Annotated in this window: 15 protein-coding genes and 2 pseudogenes; 12 read left to right on the forward strand and 5 right to left on the reverse strand. The window is 69.5% G+C overall.

The window, feature by feature from the left end; genetic code table 11:
• Positions 1-125: 125 nt before the first annotated feature.
• The 3 genes from G3I54_RS21625 (at position 126) to rph (ending at position 5089) form a co-directional block, all read left to right on the forward strand.
• Positions 126-1310, forward strand: coding sequence for a histidine kinase (locus G3I54_RS21625; RefSeq protein WP_164616516.1), 1185 nt, complete (start codon positions 126-128; stop codon positions 1308-1310).
• Entirely contained in the window at positions 1311-1988 is a 678-nt protein-coding gene (locus tag G3I54_RS21630; protein WP_164616517.1) for a response regulator transcription factor, read from the forward strand. It abuts the gene before it with no gap.
• 455 nt (positions 1989-2443) lie between these two features.
• Entirely contained in the window at positions 2444-5089 is a 2646-nt protein-coding gene (gene rph, locus G3I54_RS21635) for a rifamycin-inactivating phosphotransferase (protein WP_164616592.1), read from the forward strand.
• Between the two features lie 30 nt (positions 5090-5119).
• Here rph and G3I54_RS21640 read toward each other — a convergent pair whose 3' ends face one another.
• Positions 5120-6934, reverse strand: a complete 1815-nt coding sequence (locus G3I54_RS21640; RefSeq protein ID WP_164616518.1) for an NAD(P)/FAD-dependent oxidoreductase — start codon at positions 6932-6934, stop codon at positions 5120-5122.
• Between the two features lie 248 nt (positions 6935-7182).
• Between G3I54_RS21640 and G3I54_RS21645 the strand changes: the two genes are divergently transcribed.
• Entirely contained in the window at positions 7183-8202 is a 1020-nt protein-coding gene (locus G3I54_RS21645) for an SMP-30/gluconolactonase/LRE family protein (protein WP_164616519.1), read from the forward strand.
• 12 nt (positions 8203-8214) lie between these two features.
• On the opposite strand, the gene G3I54_RS21650 is transcribed toward G3I54_RS21645, so the two are convergent.
• Entirely contained in the window at positions 8215-8805 is a 591-nt protein-coding gene (locus G3I54_RS21650; protein ID WP_164616520.1) for a TetR/AcrR family transcriptional regulator, read from the reverse strand.
• A 555-nt stretch (positions 8806-9360) separates the two neighbouring features.
• The gene (locus tag G3I54_RS21655) at positions 9361-9591 is read right to left on the reverse strand and encodes a hypothetical protein (RefSeq protein WP_164616521.1); all 231 of its coding nucleotides are present in this window, start codon (positions 9589-9591) and stop codon (positions 9361-9363) included.
• 452 nt (positions 9592-10043) lie between these two features.
• Between G3I54_RS21655 and G3I54_RS21660 the strand changes: the two are divergent.
• The 6 genes and pseudogenes from G3I54_RS21660 to G3I54_RS21680 all read left to right on the forward strand — a co-directional run.
• Positions 10044-10585: pseudogene (locus G3I54_RS21660) on the forward strand (acyl-CoA synthetase); the annotation flags it as partial.
• Positions 10586-11598: 1013 nt separating this feature from the next.
• Positions 11599-12681: a protein kinase family protein gene (locus G3I54_RS21665; RefSeq protein ID WP_164616522.1), complete on the forward strand. Its 1083-nt coding sequence runs from the start codon at positions 11599-11601 to the stop codon at positions 12679-12681.
• 123 nt (positions 12682-12804) lie between these two features.
• Positions 12805-13284 carry a GNAT family N-acetyltransferase gene (locus G3I54_RS21670; protein WP_164616523.1) on the forward strand — a complete coding sequence of 160 codons (480 nt, stop codon included), beginning with the start codon at positions 12805-12807 and terminating at the stop codon, positions 13282-13284.
• A gap of 676 nt (positions 13285-13960) precedes the next feature.
• A pseudogene (locus tag G3I54_RS39605) lies at positions 13961-14463 on the forward strand (carboxyl transferase domain-containing protein); the annotation flags it as partial.
• Between the two features lie 291 nt (positions 14464-14754).
• On the forward strand, positions 14755-14961 hold the full coding sequence (locus tag G3I54_RS21675) for a hypothetical protein (protein WP_164616524.1): 207 nt from the start codon (positions 14755-14757) through the stop codon (positions 14959-14961).
• Positions 14962-15098: 137 nt separating this feature from the next.
• Positions 15099-15725: a restriction endonuclease gene (locus G3I54_RS21680; RefSeq protein ID WP_239144466.1), complete on the forward strand. Its 627-nt coding sequence runs from the start codon at positions 15099-15101 to the stop codon at positions 15723-15725.
• 335 nt (positions 15726-16060) lie between these two features.
• Here the strand turns inward: G3I54_RS21680 and G3I54_RS39030 are convergent, their stop codons facing one another.
• Positions 16061-16396: a hypothetical protein gene (locus G3I54_RS39030; protein ID WP_203686841.1), complete on the reverse strand. Its 336-nt coding sequence runs from the start codon at positions 16394-16396 to the stop codon at positions 16061-16063.
• Positions 16359-16673 (reverse strand): hypothetical protein, encoded by a 315-nt coding sequence (locus tag G3I54_RS39035; RefSeq protein ID WP_203686843.1) that lies wholly within the window; start codon positions 16671-16673, stop codon positions 16359-16361. The genes G3I54_RS39030 and G3I54_RS39035 overlap by 38 nt, the downstream gene beginning before the upstream one ends.
• Positions 16674-17154: 481 nt before the next feature.
• Here G3I54_RS39035 and G3I54_RS21690 point away from each other — a divergent pair, with 481 nt between their 5' ends.
• Positions 17155-17799, forward strand: coding sequence for a ScbR family autoregulator-binding transcription factor (locus tag G3I54_RS21690; RefSeq protein WP_164616594.1), 645 nt, complete (start codon positions 17155-17157; stop codon positions 17797-17799).
• Between the two features lie 988 nt (positions 17800-18787).
• The gene (locus G3I54_RS21695) at positions 18788-19402 is read left to right on the forward strand and encodes a hypothetical protein (RefSeq protein WP_164616525.1); all 615 of its coding nucleotides are present in this window, start codon (positions 18788-18790) and stop codon (positions 19400-19402) included.
• The last annotated feature ends 359 nt before the right edge of the window (positions 19403-19761 follow it).

A 19761-nucleotide genomic window follows, 5' to 3' on the forward strand; every position in this document is an offset into this window, starting at 1 on the left:
GGGCACATCGGCCCCGCGGCCCGAAGCGACACCGACCAGAGACGAGACGCCCGTACGACTCCGGTCCAACGCGCATCCGCCCTGGGGCTGACTCACCGGCCCTACGGCTTCGCGATACTGAACGGGTGAACACGGACGGCGCGCCACGGCTCGGCTGGTGGCAGCAGACCTGGCGGCTGGCCGCGGCCGCGGCGCTGAGCGTGCCGATCTGGCTCTACGTCGGAGTGCTGCTGCACAACCAGGGCGCCGGACCCGACCCCTGGTTCCGCATCGGCGATCCGCTCCTGGCCCTCGCCTGCCTGACCGCGCTGTTGTGGCGGCGACGCTTCCCGCTGGCCGTCGCCATGGCGGTCACCATCGCCTCGACCGCGTCGGCGCTCGCCACCGGCGCCGCCCTCCTCGCCCTGGGGTCGATCTCCACCCGCCGCCGGCCCGTGGAGATCGGGGCCGTCGTCCTGGCGTACGTGACCGCGTCGCAGTTCGCAGACGGGTTCTACCCGGTCCAGAACCCGCCGGGCACGTTCTGGTTCCAGCTCACGTTGCCGGCCCTGACCGCGGGCATCGCGGTGGCCGTGGGCATGGCCGTCGGGGCGCGCCGCGTCGAGGTACGGTCCCTGCGGGACCGCGCGGAGAGCGCGGAGCGGGAACAGACGGCACGGGCGGCACAGGCACGGGTCCTGGAGCGCAACCGGATCGCCCGCGAGATGCACGACGTGCTCGCGCACCGGATCTCCCTGGTCGCCATGCAGGCCGGAGTGCTGGACCACCGCGGCGACCTCAGAGCCGAGGAGAACCGGCTCCTGGTCCGCGGTATCGCCGAGGGCTCCCACCAGGCTCTGGAAGAACTGCGGGACGTCCTCGGCGTGCTCCGGGCGGACCCGGGCCACCCCGAACCGCCACAGCCCTCCCTCGACCGCGTCCCCGACCTGGTGGCCGACGCCCGCTCGTCGGGCCTGGACGTCACGCTGACCACCACCGTCACGGGAACACCGACCGACGTCGTGGGACGGACCTGCTACCGCGTCGTCCAGGAAGGACTGACCAACGCCGCCAAACACGCTCCCGGCGCACCGGTCCACATCACTGTCGAAGGCGGCGCGGGCGACGGACTCGGCGTCAGTGTCCGCAACTCCCCGGCCACCACCGGAACCGCACAACGGCCACCGGCATCGGGATTCGGCCTGCTCGGCCTCACCGAACGCGTCGACCTCGCCGGCGGAACCCTCCACCACCGCCCCACACCCGACGACGGGTACGTCCTCACCGTGCGACTGCCGTGGCCGACCCCCACCCATGAAAAGAGGACCTGAGTGGACAGCGAGCGGGAGCCGGTGCGCGTCGTCATCGTCGACGACGACCAACTGGTACGCATGGCACTGCGCCTGGTCATCGACGGCGAGCCGGACCTGACCGTCGTCGCGGAGGCGGCCGACGGGAAGGCCGCGATCACCGTGGTGGACGAACACCGGCCGGACGTCGTGCTGATGGACGTACGGATGCCGGTCCTCGACGGACTCAGCGCGACCCGTGAACTCCTCACCCGGCCCGCGCCGCCCCGGGTGCTGATGCTGACCACCTTCGACTCCGACGACCTGGTGCTCGGCGCGCTGCGGGCCGGAGCCCTCGGGTTCGTCCTGAAGGACACCCAGCCGTCGCGGATCCTCGACGCGGTGCGGACCGTCGCGGACGGCAACCCCGTGCTGTCGCCGGCCGCCACGGCACGGGTGATCGCCGCGGCCACCGGCCCGCAGTCCTCCCACGCCCGTGACGCGTCCCGCCGGGCCGCACGGAACCGGCTGTCGGCACTGACCGAACGGGAACGCGAGACCGCCGGGGCGATCGCGGACGGCCTGGGAAACCCGGAGATCGCCGAAAGACTCCACATCAGCGTCGCGACCGTCAAGGCGCACACCGGCAGCCTGTTCTCCAAGCTGGCGGTCCAGAACCGGGTGCAGATCGCGCTGCTGGTGCGCGACGCGGAGGACTGACCCCGCGGCAACGCCCCGAGCGGGCCGGGTCTCACGTGGGTCGCGCAAACGACGAAGGCAAGGAGAGAGATCTCCTTGCCACTCTCAACTTATAGCTCACCGGGGGGCTTGCGGCAAGGCCCGGGTGATGGCGCAGAATCGTCGGCCGACCGCTACCACCTGCGGAATCGACGGCACGACGTGCGCGTGTCGGTGCCGACGTACCGGGGGCGCGGTGACGTCGAATCCGGGTGGGACCGGTCGTGCGGTTGCGGGGGTACGCCCCGCCGGCCCGGGCGCGGCTGTCGCAGGGCTCGCCGGAAGGAAGACGACCAGGGGATGAGAACGTGCCCGACGAGAAGAACGTGCCTGATGAGAAGAACGTGTTCGACGAGAAGATCGACAGAGAGCGAGACTCCGGTGACGCGACCGGCCACCGCGGTGCGACGGCGTACAGCAGCCCCGGAGGTGTCGCGATGACCGAGCGGTACGTGGTGGATCTGCGGGAGGTCGACGAGACGCAGGTCGCGGTCGTCGGCGGCAAGGGCGCGCATCTGGGCGGACTGTCGAGGATCGACGGCGTCCGTGTGCCGGGTGGTTTCTGTGTGACGACGGACGCCTTCCGGCGGGTGATGGCGCAGGCTCCCGCGCTCGACGGTCAGCTCGACGAGCTGTCGCGCGTGGACCCGGACGACCGGGAGGCGATCCGCACGCTCAGCGCACGGATCCGGCGCACGATCGAGGAGATCGCTGTGCCGGGCGACATCACGGCGGCGATCACGGGCGCGCTCGCCGGGCGCGGTGAGGAGACCGCCTACGCGGTGCGGTCCAGTGCGACGGCGGAGGATTCGCCGGCCGCTTCCTTCGCCGGGCAGCAGGACACGTACGTGAACGTGGTCGGGACGTCGGAGGTCCTGCGCCATATCAGTCGTTGCTGGGCGTCGCTGTTCACGGAGCGGGCGGTGGTCTACCGGCGGCGCAACGGCATCGACCACCGTGCGGTCCGTATGGCGGTGGTCGTGCAGCGGATGGTCTTTCCGCGGGCGGCGGGCATCCTGTTCACGGCCGATCCGGTCACGGGGAACCGGAAGGTGGCCACGGTGGAGGCCGGCTTCGGTCTGGGTGAGGCCCTGGTGTCGGGTCTGGTGAACCCGGATGTCTTCACGGTGCGGGACGGCGAGGTGGTCGCTAGGGCCATCGCCGCCAAGCAGCGAGTTGTTCGTCCGGTGCCGGGTGGCGGTACGCGAGAGGTGGCGGTCGATGCGTGGGAGCAGGAGCGGCCGGCGCTGACGGATGAGCAGGCTGTGGGTCTGGTGCGGTTGGGCCGGCGGATCGAGGCGTACTTCGGCTGCCCGCAGGACATCGAGTGGTGTCTGGTGGAGGACGGGTTCCGGATCGTTCAGAGCCGCCCGATCACCACGCTCTTCCCGGTCCCGACCCCGGTGCGTGTGGCCGGTGATGGTGATGGTGGGAACCGTGTCTATGTCTCGGTCGGCCATGGGCAGATGATGACCGACCCGATGCGGCCTCTGGGGTACTCGATGTGGCAGCTGACGGCTTTGGTGCCGATGCTGGAGGCCGGTGGGCGGCTGTTCGTGGACGTCACCGAGCGGGTGGCTTCACCCGCGACCCGCGAGGGTTTCCTCGAGGCGATGGGGAAGGGTGATCCGTTGATCAGGGATGCTCTGGAGACCGTCCTCGGCTGTGGTGGCTTCGTCCCGTCGCCTGTGGGCGCGGTGCCGCCCGGCGGGCCGCCGCCCGCCGGTGCGCCTGCCCCGGTGGAGACCGATCCGGTTGTCGTCGCCGGGCTGATCGAGCGCAGTCGGGCGTCGGTCGAAGCCTTGGAGCGGGAGATCCGGACGAAGACAGGTCCGGCGCTGTTCGATTTTCTGCTGGAGGCTTTCGATGAGCACAAGCGGGTGCTGAGCGATCCGCTGAGCATGCGGGTGATCATGGCGGGGATGGAGGCCACATGGTGGCTGAACGACAGGCTGTGGGAGTGGCTGGGCGAGAAGAACGCGGCTGACACGCTGACGCTGTCCGCGCCGGACAACATCACGTCGGAGATGGGGCTGGACCTGCTCGACGTCGCGGATGTGATTCGCCCGTGGCCGGAGGTGGTGGCGTTCCTGCGGGATGCCGCGGGCGCCGGGGAGGCTGGGGGTGCCGGGGACGGGGGTTTCCTGGACGACCTGGCGAAGCTCCCGGGCGGGGCCGAGTCGCGCGAGGCCATCGTCGCCTACCTCGACCGGTACGGCATGCGCTGTGTCGGCGAGATCGACATCACCAGGCCGCGTTGGGGTGAGCGGCCGATCACGCTGGTGCCGGTGATCCTCGACAATGTGCGGATCTTCGAGGCGGGTGCGGCCGGTCGGCGTTTCGGGGAGGGGCGGGAGAAGGCGCGCCGGAAGGAACAGGAGGTGCTGTCACGCCTGCGGGCCCTGCCGGGCGGCGAGGGGAAGGCTGATGAGACGAAGCGGATGATCGATCGGGTCAGGACGTTCATCGGGTACCGGGAGTATCCGAAGTACGGGATTGTCAGCCGGTACTTCGTCTACAAGCAGGCCTTGCTGGCGGAGGCGGAACGCCTTGTGGGGGCCGGTGTGCTTTCCGAGGCTGAGGACGTCTTCTACCTCACGTTCCAGGAGTTCCACGACGCCGTGCGCGGGAACCGGGTGGATGACGGGCTTGTCGCACGGCGCAGGGAGGCGTTCCGTTCGTATCACGCGTTGACGCCGCCGCGGGTGCTCACGTCGGAGGGTGAGGTCTTCACCGGGGCGTACCGGCGTGACGATGTGCCGGAGGGGGCTCTGACCGGGCTGGCGGTCTCCGCCGGGACGGTGGAGGGAAGGGCGCGCGTCGTCCTGGACATGGCCCGGGCCGATCTCGAAGCGGGTGACATCCTGGTGACGGCTTTCACGGACCCGAGCTGGTCGCCGCTGTTCGTGGGCATCGCGGGTCTGGTGACGGAGGTGGGAGGCCAGATGACCCATGGTGCGGTCATCGCCCGGGAGTACGGTCTGCCGGCTGTGGTGGGGGTGGAGCGGGCTACCGCGCTGGTCCGGGACGGGCAGCGGATCCGTGTGCACGGTGGGGAGGGGTACGTGGAGATCCTGCCCTGACGCGCCGTACCCGGCCCGGGCTGGGCCGGGTCAGCGGTGGCTGTGGTGGGCGGTCCGGTCCTGGAGGATTTCTTCGATGGATTCGGCGCGCCAGCGTGCGAGGAGTTCGTGGAAGGCGACGGCGCTGTGCGGGTAGGCGAAGGCGCCGTTCGGCCGGCCGCGGCCTTCACGGTTGTAGTAGCCGGGGGTGCACTCGGCGTGGAACCACGCGTGGTCGGGGGCGTTTTCGGCCAGGACGGCGATCCAGGCGTCCTCGGCCTCGGGTGAGGGTTCGATGAGGGCGCCCGCGGCTTCGGCGGCCGTGATGAGGGCGGCGGCGTGGACGGCCTGCTCGTCCAGGATGTGGGTGAAGTTGACGCTGCTGGCGTTCTGGAGGGCGCCCATCTGTATGAGGTTGGGGAAGCCGTTGCTGGTGAAGCCGTGGAGTGTGCGCGGGCCCCGCCGGGCCCAGCTGTGCAGCAGCTGGACGCCGTTCCGGCCGTGGACGGGGAGTTTGCCCGAGCTGATGCCGGAGGTGCCGACGTTGAACCCGGTGGCGAAGATCAGGCAGTCGAGTTGGTAGGTGGTGGGGCCGACGGTGACGCCGTGTTCGGTGACGTGCTCGATGCCGTGGGTGTCCGCGGTGTCGACCAGGGTGACGTTGTCGCGGTTGAACGCCGGGTAGTACAGGTCGGAGAAGGTGGGGCGTTTGCAGGCGTAGCGATACCAGGGCTTGAGCTTCTCGGCCGTTTCCGGATCCGTGACGCTCTGTTCGACGCGGGCGCGCAGCTCGTTCATCTTGGCGGCGTCGGCGGCCTCGTAGGCGGCTTCGAATTCCGCTCGGTCGCTCTGCCGGCGGAAGCTCGGCAGGAGCTTCTCCAGCAGGCCCGCCGACTCGGTCCACCGGTCGGCCACGAGATCCTGGCCGGCGTCCTCGCCGGAGACGATGCGGAGGTAGTTCTCCCGCCGCCCGCGGGCCCAGCCCTCACGGTCGGCGCCGACGTCCCGGGCGGTGGTGCGGCGATTGGCGCGTACGTCCACGGTGGAGGGGGTGCGCTGGAAGACGTAGAGGTGGGCGGCGTCCTGGGCCAGCATCGGGATGACCTGGATGCCGGTGGCCCCGGTGCCGACGATGCCCACCCGTTTGTCCGCGAGGCGGGTCATGCCGCCCTGCGGGGTGCCGCCGGTGTAGGCGTAGTCCCACCGTGAGGTGTGGAAGGTGTGGCCCGTGAACTTCTCGATGCCGGGGATCCCGGGGAGCTTCGGGTCGGTGAGCGTGCCGGTGGCGTTGACGACGTAGGTGGCCCGGAAGGCGTCACCGCGGTCCGTGGCCACGATCCATGTCTCGGAATTCTCCTCCCAGGTCAGCGAGGTGACGCCGGTGGAGAACAACGTGTCGGCGTAGAGCCCGTACGTGCGCGCGATTCGTACGGCGTGGCGGCGGATCTCGTCACCGGGGGCGTACTTCCACTCCGGGACGTAGCCGGTCTCCTCCAGCATCGGCAGGTACACATGGGACTCGACGTCGCAGTGGACGCCCGGGTACCGGTTCCAGTACCAGGTGCCCCCGAAGTCACCGCCCTTCTCGACGAACCGGACACGCTCCACGCCCTGTTGCCGCAGGCGCGCCCCGGCGAGGATGCCGCCGAACCCGGCGCCTATGACGGCGACGTCGACGGTGTCGTGGCGGGGGCCGCGCCTGTCCGGTTCCTCGGTGTAGGGGTCGGCGGCGTAGTAGCCGAACTCGGCGTCGGCGTCCCGGTATTGGGCGGCGCCGTCGGGCCGGACGCGCCGCTCGCGCTCGTGGCGGTAGCGCTCGCGCAGTGCGGCGAGCTGGTGGGGGTCCGGGACTTGAGGAGTCGTCATGCGGGGCCTCGATCCGATGGTCGGGGCGGCCCCGGGCGGGCGACCCGTCCGCTACGGTAGCAACTACCGGACAGCGCTGTCCGGTTGTGGTCCGGTGGCGGCGACGACATCCGGCCAAAGACGCACGCACACCGCCGGCCCCATCACCTGAGCGCTGCCGACCCGACTCGACACGGCCCGTCACGTACCCCCGCCCGCCCGCCCTTCCCCGAGAACCCGCACCGTCGACAGGAAGAGAGCCCCTCTCCATGCAGCGAACACCGGCCCGGTCTCTTGCCGTGCTCGCCACGATCGGCGCACTGCTCCTCACCGGATGCGGCGCCGAGGCCGGCGCCCCCGAAGGAGAAGGGGCGCCGGCCTCCCCGGACAGGACCATCCGGGCGCAGAAGCACATGCAGCTGACCCGGACGCACACCGAGACGGGAATGACGTTGCTGGAGGGCCCCGTGTTCGGCAAGGACGGCGGCCTGTACGTCGTCGATGTCACCGCGCCCGAGGGCAAGCCCAAGGTCATACGCGTCGACGTCGCCAGGAAGACGTCCCGTGCCGTCCACACCGACGGCGAAGGGGCTTATACCTCGGCCCAGTTCAGCCCGTACGACCAACGGCTCTACCTCAGCGATTTCGCGCACGGCGAGGTGGTGAGCCTGGCCCCCGGCGGCGGCGACCTGCGGACCTTCTTCTCCGGCGAGGTCGACGGAGCGCGGATGAACCCCGATGACATCGTCTTCGACCAGGAGGGCAACCTCTACGTCAGCGACTCACGCGGTCTGTCCGAGGGCGCGGCGCACGGGCGTCTGGTACGGATCGCCCGCGAGGGCGGGAAGGCGACCGTTCTGGCCGAAAACCTGGCCGCACCGAACGGGATCTCGTTCGACGCGGACCACCGAGGGCTGTGGTTCAGCGAACTCACCGAGAACCGGATCTCCTACCTGCGCCTCGACGAAAAGGGCGGAGTGATCTCCCGGCACACCGCCATCCGTGTGGACGGCGGGATCGCTCAGACCGACTCGATCGCCGTCGATGCGGACGGCAATCTCTACCAGGGGCTGCACGGGCGGGCGGCCATGGCCGTGTACGACCGCCACGGTGAGCGGCTCGCGACGGTCGAGGTCCCCTCGCGGGACGGGGACCTGGAATCGGCGACGAACGTGGCCATCACGCCCGGCGGGACGAAGGCGTACCTGACTGTCAGCGGCCCCGCGGGAGGCTACCTGTACACCTTCGACGCACTCGCGAAAGGCATCCGGCAGTCCAACGGCGGCTGACGCGCCCACAGTTCAACCGCCGAAGGGCCGCACCGGCCCCACCTCGACACCGAGCAACCGCCAGGCGGCCAGCGCCCGGTGCTCGCGCTGATCACGGGTGGGGCCGATGACGGCGGCGGACACCATGGCGACCGAGAGCACGAGGTCCTCCGCCGCACCCAGTCGATGGCCGGGGGGCAGTTGTCTGCGCAGCGCACGCTCGACGCGCCCGGACAGGGCCAGGGCGTGCGCGCGGATCCCGGAGTGGCTGCCCGCCCGGTCGGCGTGGAGAAGCCCGATGAAGGCGGCCGATTCGGTGAGATGCCACGTCAGCACACCGAGCACCGCGGCGAAGGAGGTGTTCTCGGCCTCGGCTGCCTGCTCGATCTGCCGTACGTTCTCCTCCAGGACCGCGGTCACCGCGGCGGTCCGGTCGGGGAAGTGGCGGTAGAGAACACCCTGTCCGACCCCGGCCCTGCGCGCTACCGCGGACAGCGGAGCCTCCAGCCCGTGTTCCGCGAAGATCTCCCGGGCGGCGGCGACCAGGGCGGCCCGGTTACGGGCGGCGGCCTTGGGCCCGTCGTTCGCGGGTCGCCGCCCGTCCGGTTCGGTCTGCTCGGTCACCCGGGAAGGGTACCGGCCGGGCCGATGCGGCTTCCCCGGGTCTGCACCCAGCCGGCCGACTGCGGGGGAGGGCTGGGACGGCCGCCGGTACGGGCGGGCCGTGCCAGCTGCTGTCGTTCTCCGGGCCCAAGTCGAGCAGCCGGACATTCGCGACCGTGCGGACACGACGTCGCATCGCCGCGGCTGGCGCCCGGCCGTTGCCCGTGTCGATCATCTTGAAGATGGCCATGTGCTGCGCCAACGACTTCGAAGGGCGGCCTCGGAACCATCCTCGCACGCGCGGCGGTGGTCCCGCCCGGTCCGCCTGGGAGGGAAGACGTACACGGAGACGTCGCCGCCCATCAGGAAGGGCCCGGTGCGGACCACCGCATCGGAACCGGGCGTCACCACCACGGGAAAACGATCCCCCGCACGCCGGCGCAGCCGCGACGGTCACCTTGGCGGTCGGCGCTGACCTGTTGTGGGGGATGGGATGAGTGAGGGGCCCGTGCCACGGTGGCACAGGCCCCTCGCTCCCATCTGGAACTACGCGTTACGTGCGTCCGGCTGCGGTAGTCAGCGGACGACCCAGCCGCGCTCCGCGTCGAAGTAGGCCGCCTGGCCCTTGATGGTCGTGATCCCGTACGGGCCGCCCAGGTTCTGGTACTCGCCACTGGCCCAGCCGGCCTCGATGCCAGCGTGCCCGCCGCCAATGTGTCCGTTCTCCCCGTTCGCGGAAGCCGGGGCCGCGGCGACGAAGCCGGCTGCGGCGACAGCTGCCAGGGTGATCGCAATACGACGGATCATGAACGTTCTCCTTCGTGTCATCGGCATATGCCTGCAAAGCCACCTTGACCATCAGACCAATCGACGGCGTACGCGGCACGCGGAGATCCCGCCGCAAAGAACCTGATCGGCTGCCTGCGGCCCCGCCCGGGCCCGGCTTCTTCGTAGACCGCGAGGTCAATCCGACCTGCCGCGTGAGCGGGGATCGGCCGCGATACCTCGAATGCGGAACGTGCCCCCTCGCCAGGGTGCTCCAGCACGCCGCTACCTGCACCATCGGGTCACCTGTCAGTGGGCTGTTGGTGGTCTTGGCGGGTCGGGGTGAGGAGCTGCTGTCTGCACTGTGGGGGTTGGTCCGTATCGGCCCTGGAGGATGTCTGGTGGTGGTTCTTCAGGGGTGTGCTCGTGTGTGGGTTTCCGCTTGTTCCGTGTAGACGGATTATCCTCGGGTGGATGGCGGGCTGTGGGTGGCGTCCGTCGGCGTTCCGCTGCGGGGTGTCGAGTTGGGTCTGGTCGAGGAGGAGGGCCGTGAACTCCCGGACGGGTCCGATCGGGTGGGTGAGATCCACGTACGTGGTCCGAATTTGTTCCTGGAGTATCTCAACAGGTCGGATGTCGCCGCTGGGGCGTTCGCCGAGGTCGGCTTGGTTCGTGTGGGTGACATGGCGGTGTGCGAGCCGGACGGGTGCGGGTACGTACGGATTGTGGGGCGCAAGGCCGGCGACCTCGTCAAGAGTGGTGGGTACAAGATCGTGCGGGGGAGATCGAGAACGTCCTCATGGAGCCCCGGCTGTACGCGATGCCGCGGTGACGGGCGCGCCGGATCCTGGCCTGGGTGAGTGGATCGTACCGAACGATGCAGAACAGCCTCCTGGAGGAGGGGTTGGCGGATCATGTGGCCTCGCGACTCGTCCCGCGCAAGCGTCCACGCTTTGTCCGCTACCTCACCGTGCTGTCGCGCAACGACGTGGGCAAGATCATGAAGAGAGCCCTCCGCACCTGGGCTCGCATCTGAGCCCGGCTCTGGGCTCGGCCGGCTCTCTGCTTCCCTCACTACCGTGGCCGGTCCGGGGGCTGGCTCCCTGGACGATGCGGGGGCGAGGCGCGTGGCGAGTCCAGCCGCGTCGCAGTGTGCTGCCTCAGCTATCGCAGCACCGCCCGCTGTGAAGCCGGGGCGGAGGTGAGTGGTGTGCGGGGCGACGGGGAAGGGGGCGACTGCTGCCTGGCTATCACCCCGGTGGAGCTGAGCGCGCCTTGGGTGCCCGGTGAATCCGTGGTGAGTCGCGGCTCGGCGGTGCGGGTCAGGGGTGTCGCCCTGCCTGTGCTGCCGCCTGGAGCGCCTGCCTCGGCCGACATGGTCGCCGAGCCGGTCGGGCCCGTACAGGCCGGTTTCAAAGATCAGCAGCGCTTGTCGGGGAGCTGCTGGTCGCTCCGCTCGGTGTGGCGTCCAGCAACTCCTGTGTAGCGGACTGCTGTTCGTGACGGGTGGCAGCCGGATGCTGGCGGGCATGCTCGCGTTCACCCGACTCCGATGCGTGGCCCGTGAGTCGGCGCTGGTGGCCGTCGTGGTCCTGCTCCGGCTGGTTGTGCTGCGGGATCCGGCGGCGGGCGGGTGTCCAGGGTGTCGGGGTCGGCGGGTGCCGGGGCCGGGGTGCCTGGCCGTCTGATCGCCATGGCTGGTGGCGGTGGTGGTGCCGGTGTCGCGGGGGCAGGGACCGCTCTCTTCTGGGCCGCCGGGGTCGCCGACCCGGGCTTCACGGCCGGGGCGGGGGCTGGGCCGGTTCCGGGGTCAGGGCTGGGGCCGCGGGGGTGGGTACGTGCGGGAGTGTCGCGAGCCGGGACACCTTGGTGGAGCGGCCGTGTCAGGGGCCGGCGACCGCGCCGGAGCGTGCCCGCGTTTCGCCGACAGTTCTTGATCTTGTTCCGGGGGGATTTGTTCATGAGAGTGGCTGACCCCTGTCTGCGTAGGGTTGGTGCCGTACGCGGGATTGCCGAAGCCCCTGGTTCGGGCACCGAGGAGAGCTGTTGATGCTGAGCCAGGATGTGCTGCGCTCCACGCGCCTGGCCGGTTACGGGGCCGTGAGCACTCAGCTTTCCTTGCTGAGCGACTACCGGCTGGGGGAGGTCGTGGCAGCCGCTGCCCCGCTCGGGTCGGGCATTGGCGGCAGGTCGGCAGAGCTGGACATCGACGGAACGCGTGTCTTCGTCAAGCGGATCCCTTTGACGGACATCGAGTTGCGCCCGGAGAACGTGCGGTCGACGGCGAACGTCTTCGAACTGCCGATGTTCTACCAGTACGGGGTGGGCTCTGCCGGGTTCGGTGCCTGGCGGGAGCTTGCCGTGCACACCATGACCACGAACTGGGTCCTCGGCGGCGAGTATGCGGGATTTCCTCTGATGTATCACTGGCGGGTTCTGCCCGATTCCGTTCCAGAAGGATTCATCGACGAGTTCGGGGGCCTGGAAGGGGCCGTCGCGCACTGGGAGGGATCACCCGCCGTCCGTGGCCGGCTGGAGGCCATCGGCCAGTCCTCCTCCAGCGTGGTGGTCTTCCTGGAGCACGTGCCGCACACACTCGCCGGATGGCTGGCCCACCAGCGTGAATCCGCGGTGCCGGACGACGGAAGCAGCTCGCCCTTGCCCTGGGTGGAGGAGGCCCTGGTCAGCGGAGCTGCCTTCATGAGTTCTCGTGGACTTGTCCACTTCGATGCTCACTTCGACAACATCCTGACCGATGGGCGCCGGCTCTACTTCGCTGACTTCGGACTTGCCCTGAGCTCTCGCTTCGATCTTTCGGCGGACGAGTCCACCTTCCTCGCGGACCACTTCGCGTACGACCACTGCTACACCGGGAGCCACCTGCTCCGGTACCACGTGCTCGACGGCGTGCGCGGTGACACGGAACAGGAAGCCTTCCTGCACGACTGGGTCGCTGACCGGCGACCTGACGGCATCCCGCCCGAGATCACAGCCATCATCGACCGGCACGCACGCCCTGCCGTGGTCGTGGACTCCTTCTTCCGCCGTCTGCTCACCGAGAGCAAGCGGACGCCTTTCCCCGTTACGCAGATCGAGCGGCATACGGGCGCCGGCGCCGCGCCCCCGGGGTGATCGTGGCCCTCGCCCCGGCTGTCAGCGACCGGCTGTCATGCCGCTGCCTGCCGACGGTCTTCTCGGCGTACCTTTCTCGGCCGGATGGTGGGTGCCGTCCAGGGGCCGGTAGGTTGACGGGGGGTGGAAAAACATTCCTGTGCCTACGGCCACCTGGATGTTTCCCGGTTGGTCGAGCGTCTGCAGGCGGAGTACGTCGAGATCTACGGGGCGCCGGACGACAGCCCGACCGAACCGGGCCAGTTCTCGCCTACCCGCGGGGCGTTCGCGGTGGGATACGTGAAGGATGCGCCCGTCGCCATGGGCGGCTGGCGTTCGCGTACGGACGGCCGTGCGGAACTGAAGCGCATGTACGTCATCGATGAGTGTCGCGGCAGAGGGTATTCCCGGTCTGTTCTGGCGTGGTTGGAGGAATCGGCCGCCGCGGCAGGAGCTCCGGCGATGGTTCTGGAGACGAACCGACGGCACCCTGCGGCGATCGGTCTGTACCGCTCGTGCGGCTATACCGGCGTTCCAGGTTTCGGCTACTACGCCGATGATCCGCTCACCGTCTGTCTGGGCCGGGCGCTGCCGCCTCACCCTGCCCGACCGGATGAGCGCTGACGGCATCGTGCACGGGCGGGCGGTTCTTCTCGAACCCTGGTCGCCTCCCGCCTTACGGCCGGGCCATCCACCAGCGGTCCACCAACTGCCCGGGTGGAGGCAGGTCCGGCAGACTGCGCGTACATGAGCTCACCAACCCCGGGGTCTGCGCAGACTCCGGTCTTCTGGCGCGGCCCCCGCCAACCACATCCACCGTCCCGGCAACTGCCGGCCGCTGGACTTCGTCGTGTCACTGCCGGTGGCCGCGCCTGTCGTCCCGGGAGCGATCCCTGCTTCGAGTCTCTCGTTTTGCCGGATGAGCGGAAGATATGTGCACTTCTCGGCTGTGTGTTCGGTTGATGTTCTGGGAGCGGCAGCAGGAAGAATCGATGGCATGGTGATGTGCAAGAAGTGCGGTGCACGGAAACGACGTTGGCCCCGTTCCTGTTTCTGGTGCTGTTCTGGATCGTCGGACCAGGGGGAGACGGCCATGGACGCCGCCGAACTGGCCGTGGAGGCGGGGTTGCTCGGATGGGTCGGGCGAGGCGCCATGGGAGTCGTACGGCTGGTACTGCGCACGATCGGTTGACCGGCCCGGTCCCCGGTACCCTTTCGCACGAGGCATGTCGTCGCTGTGGCCGTGTTGCTGGTCGTGCGTGCGTCGGGGCTGTGAGGGTGAACCGGTTCTCGCCCATCGCGATCCCTACGTGGCGCGGCGCAGTGTGGTGCCGCGGCCCGGCCGTTCGGGTACCCGCACCGCGGCCCGTTTCATCCGGCTCGCCGACCGGTTGGGCATTTCCGGTCGTGACTCTCGTCGACACCCCGGGTGCCGCGAGCGGCCCAGTGGCAGAGGTGACCGGCGCGCGGGCCCTGCCGTCGCTGAACTCTTCACAGACGTCGTCACGGCCCGCATACCGGTGACGACGCTGCTGATTGGGGAAGGCGGCTCAGGCCGCGCACTGGCGCTCGCGGCACCGAGTAACACCTGGGCGAGCCCGGCCAGCTACCTTCTCCGTCACCGCACCCGAGCTCGCCACGGCGAAGTCCCTTAGCCCGGGGGAGACGTCGGCGTACACACCCAGGTGTTCCTGGCCGCTCGATAACGCAGGCCGTCCCCGCACACCGTGGGAGGCCCGGGCCGGGCTGAGCTCCGGACTGATTGGACGCTCTGCCCGCGCCGTGAAGCTGCCCGTGCCGTGAAGTGAAGGGAAGCTGCCCGCGCCTGCCCGTGCGTGCTTGCCGCGTCCTCGTTCGCACCCGCGCCTGCGCCCGTCCACGGGGTGATGTTGAACTGGCCGCCTCGTCGTGCTTCGTCGTGTCTCGTCCTGCTTCGTTCCACCCTGGCGACCTGTCGCACCTGTGGTTCAGCGTGCCGGATCAGGCCAACCGACCACTTCGCGTCATCATCCGGTGACCGAGCAGCGTTGCGGGGGCGGTTGCGGATACACAGGGGGTCGGAACGAGACCGGGGACGGTGCGGGGGCAGGCGGAATGCTGACCATCAACGTGGGGGTGCTGCTCGCCGTCGTTCTTCTGAGGCTGCGCCGCCGTACCGAGGCACGGTACCGGAACGACGAGAAGCTGACCGTGATCATCGTGCTCGCCCTCGGCGTTGTCATCGCCCCGACCCCGGTCGGCGAAGGCATCCTCGACGCCCCGGGCCGGCTCGCCACCGGTATCACCGACTCCAGCCGCTGACCTCTTTCCGGAGCCGCTCGATGGCCGATCGCCGCCCGCAACGCCGCCGCCCCGCACGCCGTACTGTGCCGCGCCGCCGACCTGCCCGCTCCCGCCAGCAGCGGCAACGGCAGTGGTATCGGCAGCGTGATGCCCAGATGCTGGTCATCGGCGTAGGTGTCCTGGCCGCGGCGGTGATATGGGCGGCGGTGTCCTGGCTCGTGGCGAACTGGTGGTTCCTGATCGTGCTGGGAGCGATCACGCTGGTCGGTGGGGCGGGGTGGGTTCACCGGCGCAGGCAGCAGCGGGTCTGGGACCGGGTGCGGCAGCAGGCACTGCGCTTCGGCCTGATGGAGCTGGACAGTCTGCACCACCGTGACTTCGAGTACGCGGTGCGCGACCTGATGCGCCGTGACGGCTGCACCGACGCCCGGCAGATCGGCGGGGCCGGCGACAACGGCGCCGACGTCCTGGCCACCGACCCGCTGGGCCGCAGCTGGGTCATCCAGTGCAAACACCGCAAGGACGGCGACCGCGGTTCGGCGGTCGGTACCCCTGACCTCCAGCGGGTCAATGGCACCGCCCGCCAGCTCTACGGTGCGGACATCGTTCTGATCGTCACGAACGGCCGGTTCTCCGCGCGGTGCGGGCCTCTGGCCGTGCAGCTGGACATGCACCTGGCCGATCGGCGGGTTCTTGCTGCTTGGGCCGGGGGCTCGCACCCTTTGTGGGAGCTGCTGCCGAGGATTCCCGCACCGCGCGCTGGCCGCCGCCGGAGAGCGTGAGCGAGAGGCACGCGGAGGGCACCGGGCCAGGGGCCAGGCCTGGGCAGGGCAGGGCGGGGGCGGAGGCTGGTGAGGTGTCCGTGGTCGTCGTCGAGGAGGGACCGGACCCGTTGACGTACGGCTTCACGCCGGTTCTTCCGAACAGGGTGCGAACGAAACCCACTTGGCCTGGTCCGCTCCTGACGGTCGTGTTTGTTGCTGCGTTCTGACTGACAGGAGACCGAGGCCGGCAGGCGCATCGATGCTCACGAGGTCCGGTTCCGGCCCACGTTCCGTTTCCGTGAAGCGTACGCAGGGTGTGACGGCCACCGCGTAGCGAACTGGGCCTCTCTGCGTCAGAACAACGGGCCTTCGGCGCGTTCGCCTGCCCCGTTGCTCGCCCACCACAGATCGTGGTCCTCCGCGCCGGTGCGAAGTCCACGGGCGGCGACGTCGTTCGCGTTCTCCAGGCTGCTGGTGTCGTGGCCCCAGGCGTTCAGCGCATCCAGTGCACGGTCACGTCTGTGTCGGTCTGTGCTGGTGCTGAGCAGACGGTGGGCGAGGCCAGCCGGCCTGTTCCGGTGCCCGGTGAGGGCATGGTGCTCTGCGAGGGGGACCGCGGCGACGAGGACCGCGTCGCGCAGCTTCGCGTTGTCATGGGTGAGGAAGGGGCGAACGGCGCGGAAGATCACCGGGCGCAGGTCCCGGAAAGCCCGCATGTCGGGGCATTCGTCGAGGAAGCCCTCCCCGAAATCCGAAATAGCGTTCACCCATGGCGACGCGCTCGTCGTCGGCGTCGTAGGCAGTGGAGCCCAGCCGGTCCAGCAGCATCTCGCGGGTTCGGTGGCGCAACTGGAGGCCAGCCTCCAGGGCGTGTTCGCCTGCCGCGGTAGCCGGGTGGTTCAAGATGGCCGCCACGTACAGCGCTACGGGCACGGTGGCTTCGTAGATGCTGTTCTGGTGGGTCACCGCGTTGAATGCGTCCCTGGCGGCTGCCGCCCTGACGGACGGGCTGGGATCCAGGAGACGCGTAAGGCGCGGCCGGCAGGAACGGAAACCCCCGACGCCCCGACGCCCCGACGCCCCGACGCCCCGACGCCCCGACGCCCCGACGCCCCGACGCCTCGGACCCCGGCGACGACGCCGCGCACCACCGCACCCCGGCACACAGGCAAGGAAGGCCCCCAACCACTCCCGGTGACCGCCGTACGAGTCAGAGGCACCATCCCTGATCCCCACTCCGCTACCCCGACCGCCTTCTCGCTCTGCTACCCATGAAACGGATCCGGAGCGCCGACTCCGCGGCACCTGCCACAGATACCCAAGACGCCTCCTGGGAATGCCCGGCACAGCAGGGCCCCTCCCACACCCGGACGGAGGCTCCTCCAGGACGAGCGTGGTGCCGGGGTCTCGGGTAGCGTCGGACACGGCTCAGGGAGGCGTGACGACGATGCAGGATCGCGGTGAGCGCACCGTCCAGCGGATCGTCGAGGCCGCCGGAATCGTCTTCGACCGGGAAGGCTACGCCGGCGCGACGACCCCGGAGATCCAACGCCTGGCCAACGTCTCCCGCGGAGGCTTCTACCACCATTTCGCATCCAAGGAAGACCTCGGCGACGCAATCCTGTCCCACCAGCACGACTACTTCCAACAGGTCTCCGAACAGATGGCGGCAGGCCCGGTTCCCGAGCTCTGGCTCCAAGCCCTGATCGACATCAGCCACCACTACACCGCCGGCATCCTGGAAGACCCCGTCCTGCGGGCCGCCGTACGCCTGTCCATCGAGCCCGGCCCATACCAGACCGCCGACAGCTACGCGGCATCACTGGGGGCCGTCACCACCGTCCTCGAATCCGCCCGGGACGCCGACGAACTCCAGAACCACGTCGACCCCGGAGAAGCCTCCCGGACACTGGTCGGCTGCTACAGCGGCGTACAACTACTCGCCCTCGCCCTCGCCGAACGCGACGCCCTGCACCAACAAGTCAGCGCCATGTGGGCCCTGATCATGCCCGGCCTCGCCCGCCCGCCCGTCCTCACCCGACTACGCCTGGGCCCACCACGCCACCCCGCAGGCACAACCCGCCCACGCTGAACCCGGGCCGTAAGCCACACCGCTCCGCCCCTGTCACCGCACCATCGGTCATGGGCGCGGTCCCGGAGTGCCCAGCGGTACCGCGTCGCCGGGGTTTCCGCCGCCCAGGGACGCCCACCCGTGCCGGGCTGCCGTCTCCACCGTCCGGGCCGAGTCCGGTCGGCGCCCCGGGACGATGCCCGGCCCGTCAGGGTGCACCACGCCCAGGAGACCGGCCGGCCATCCCACCGGGTACGGCAGCACCGGCACCGGCTCCTACCTCGCCGAGCATGTGGCACGTCCATGTGCAGCAGTTGATCCATGAGGTGATGTCAGGCCTTCGCCTGTTGACCAAGGTGTCTTTTGCTCTGAGCCCGGGGTGTCTGCCCAGGGAACTTGCCTGACCCAGGTGCGTTCGAGAGAGACCATCGTTGGCGCTGTTGTCGCCGGTTCCGCCGATCTGCTGGGCGGCCAGTTGCTCCAGCGCGTAGCGCAGTGCCCGCTAGGCGAGCGCCGCCGACACTTCCGATACGGCCATGACGCCGGCGACAGCGAGAAGCGGGAGGTTTACAGCTTGCGCTTGCCTGGCCGTTGTTCCGTGTCCGCCGGGAGGAAGGGTGCGGTGAGAGTGGGCGCCGCGCGGTTACTTTCTCGCCCCGGGAGAGGGGAAGCAGATGGGATAGGACACGGTCGGGTTCGGGATGCGGCTGTGGCTTCTCCGGTCGAGGAACTCGCGGTCCCAATGGCCGGCTCAGATTTCTGACATGCAGCTCCTCGCCGAGCACACGGCCCCGATGCTTCGTGGTCCACTGACGGCTTGCCAGCCCTCATCTTGAGGGCTGGCGCACCTCGGGTAATGCGTTGCCCAGGCGGTGGCGCACAACAGATCAGCACGCGCATGAGTCATCCTTCCCGTCGCCCCAACCCAGGCACAGACCTGCCCGGCTCGAATTGCGCCCGCCGTAACCAAATCGGCGCCACTGCGGACATCGAGGGAGAGGGACGGCGGGTGACCATCGATGAATCGGGGTGGGACGGTGATCAGCTGCACGGCGAGCAGCGCAGCCGCTACCTGTCGATCGGATCAGTCGCCATCAGCGACGATGACGCGGAGCCCATCGTCGCTGAGATCCGCAACGCCGGACATGCGCGCAAGATGGCCCGCAGCCTGTTCGAGGAAGGGCCGCGTGCTCTGGGACCGGCGCTCTTCGACTGGCTGCTGTCGTCCACCGTCGCCTTCACCTCCCATAAGAACCGGGACCAACAGGTCACCGTCGACGACTTCTATGAGGTCGTGGAGGAAGCCTGGGCGCGTTCCCGTCGGCGCAACGTCACCGAAGCCCTGGCGCTGCTGCGCACCACCCGGGAGGAAGCCGTCGAATGCCACCAGGATGAGCACGGGCTAGACGCGGTTCTCCCGCAGGCACTGGAGCCCCTGATCCAGGCCGTTGCCGCCATCACCGCGATCTGGTTCCCGGAATCTGGGCAAGGTCAACATGCTGGTAGACGATCAGAGAGCCCTATCCGGTACGAACCTCGACGACATCGAGGCGGAGCACGTGACCGTGGGTACCCCGAGTTCCGCTACCTGTCTAGGGGAGTGCATCTGGATCACCCCCTGTGAGGGCAATCCACGCAGCGCCCCTCGCTGCAGCTAGCGGACCTGATCTCGGGCGCCGGGTTTGCCGTGGCGCAGCGCCACCACTGACTCGCCAACCCTGTCGGAGAGGGCCTGTACTCCGTTGTGGTGCCCCTCATCGACGTGGCGGGCATGCTTCCTCACAATAAACCCACACGGGTGGCCCACCCGGCTCCTCCAACATCCTGACCTTAGGGATCGGGAGGATTGCAAACGTTCCGGAGATGCCGGGGCAACCCCTTTCCCCTGAGGCTCGGTTGGGTGGTCCAGTCGACTGGGGCCTGGTGTCCGAGCCGTAGTGCAGGATGAAAGCGCTGCGCTTCACGCGCCCACGGGGCGCCAGG

It is taken from the genome of Streptomyces sp. SID14515 (assembly GCF_010548505.1).
Classification (GTDB): Bacteria; Actinomycetota; Actinomycetes; order Streptomycetales; family Streptomycetaceae; genus Streptomyces; species Streptomyces caviscabies.

Excerpts from the sequence above, each read along its gene's own strand:
- rph (WP_164616592.1), top strand. The coding sequence starts at position 2,444 with ATGACCGAGCGGTACGTGGTGGATCTGCGGGAGGTCGACGAGACGCAG.
- G3I54_RS21640 (WP_164616518.1), bottom strand. The coding sequence starts at position 6,934 with ATGACGACTCCTCAAGTCCCGGACCCCCACCAGCTCGCCGCACTGCGC.
- G3I54_RS21645 (WP_164616519.1), top strand. The coding sequence starts at position 7,183 with ATGCAGCGAACACCGGCCCGGTCTCTTGCCGTGCTCGCCACGATCGGC.
- G3I54_RS21655 (WP_164616521.1), bottom strand. The coding sequence starts at position 9,591 with ATGATCCGTCGTATTGCGATCACCCTGGCAGCTGTCGCCGCAGCCGGC.
- G3I54_RS21665 (WP_164616522.1), top strand. The coding sequence starts at position 11,599 with ATGCTGAGCCAGGATGTGCTGCGCTCCACGCGCCTGGCCGGTTACGGG.
- G3I54_RS21675 (WP_164616524.1), top strand. The coding sequence starts at position 14,755 with ATGCTGACCATCAACGTGGGGGTGCTGCTCGCCGTCGTTCTTCTGAGG.
- G3I54_RS21680 (WP_239144466.1), top strand. The coding sequence starts at position 15,099 with ATGCTGGTCATCGGCGTAGGTGTCCTGGCCGCGGCGGTGATATGGGCG.
- G3I54_RS21690 (WP_164616594.1), top strand. The coding sequence starts at position 17,155 with ATGCAGGATCGCGGTGAGCGCACCGTCCAGCGGATCGTCGAGGCCGCC.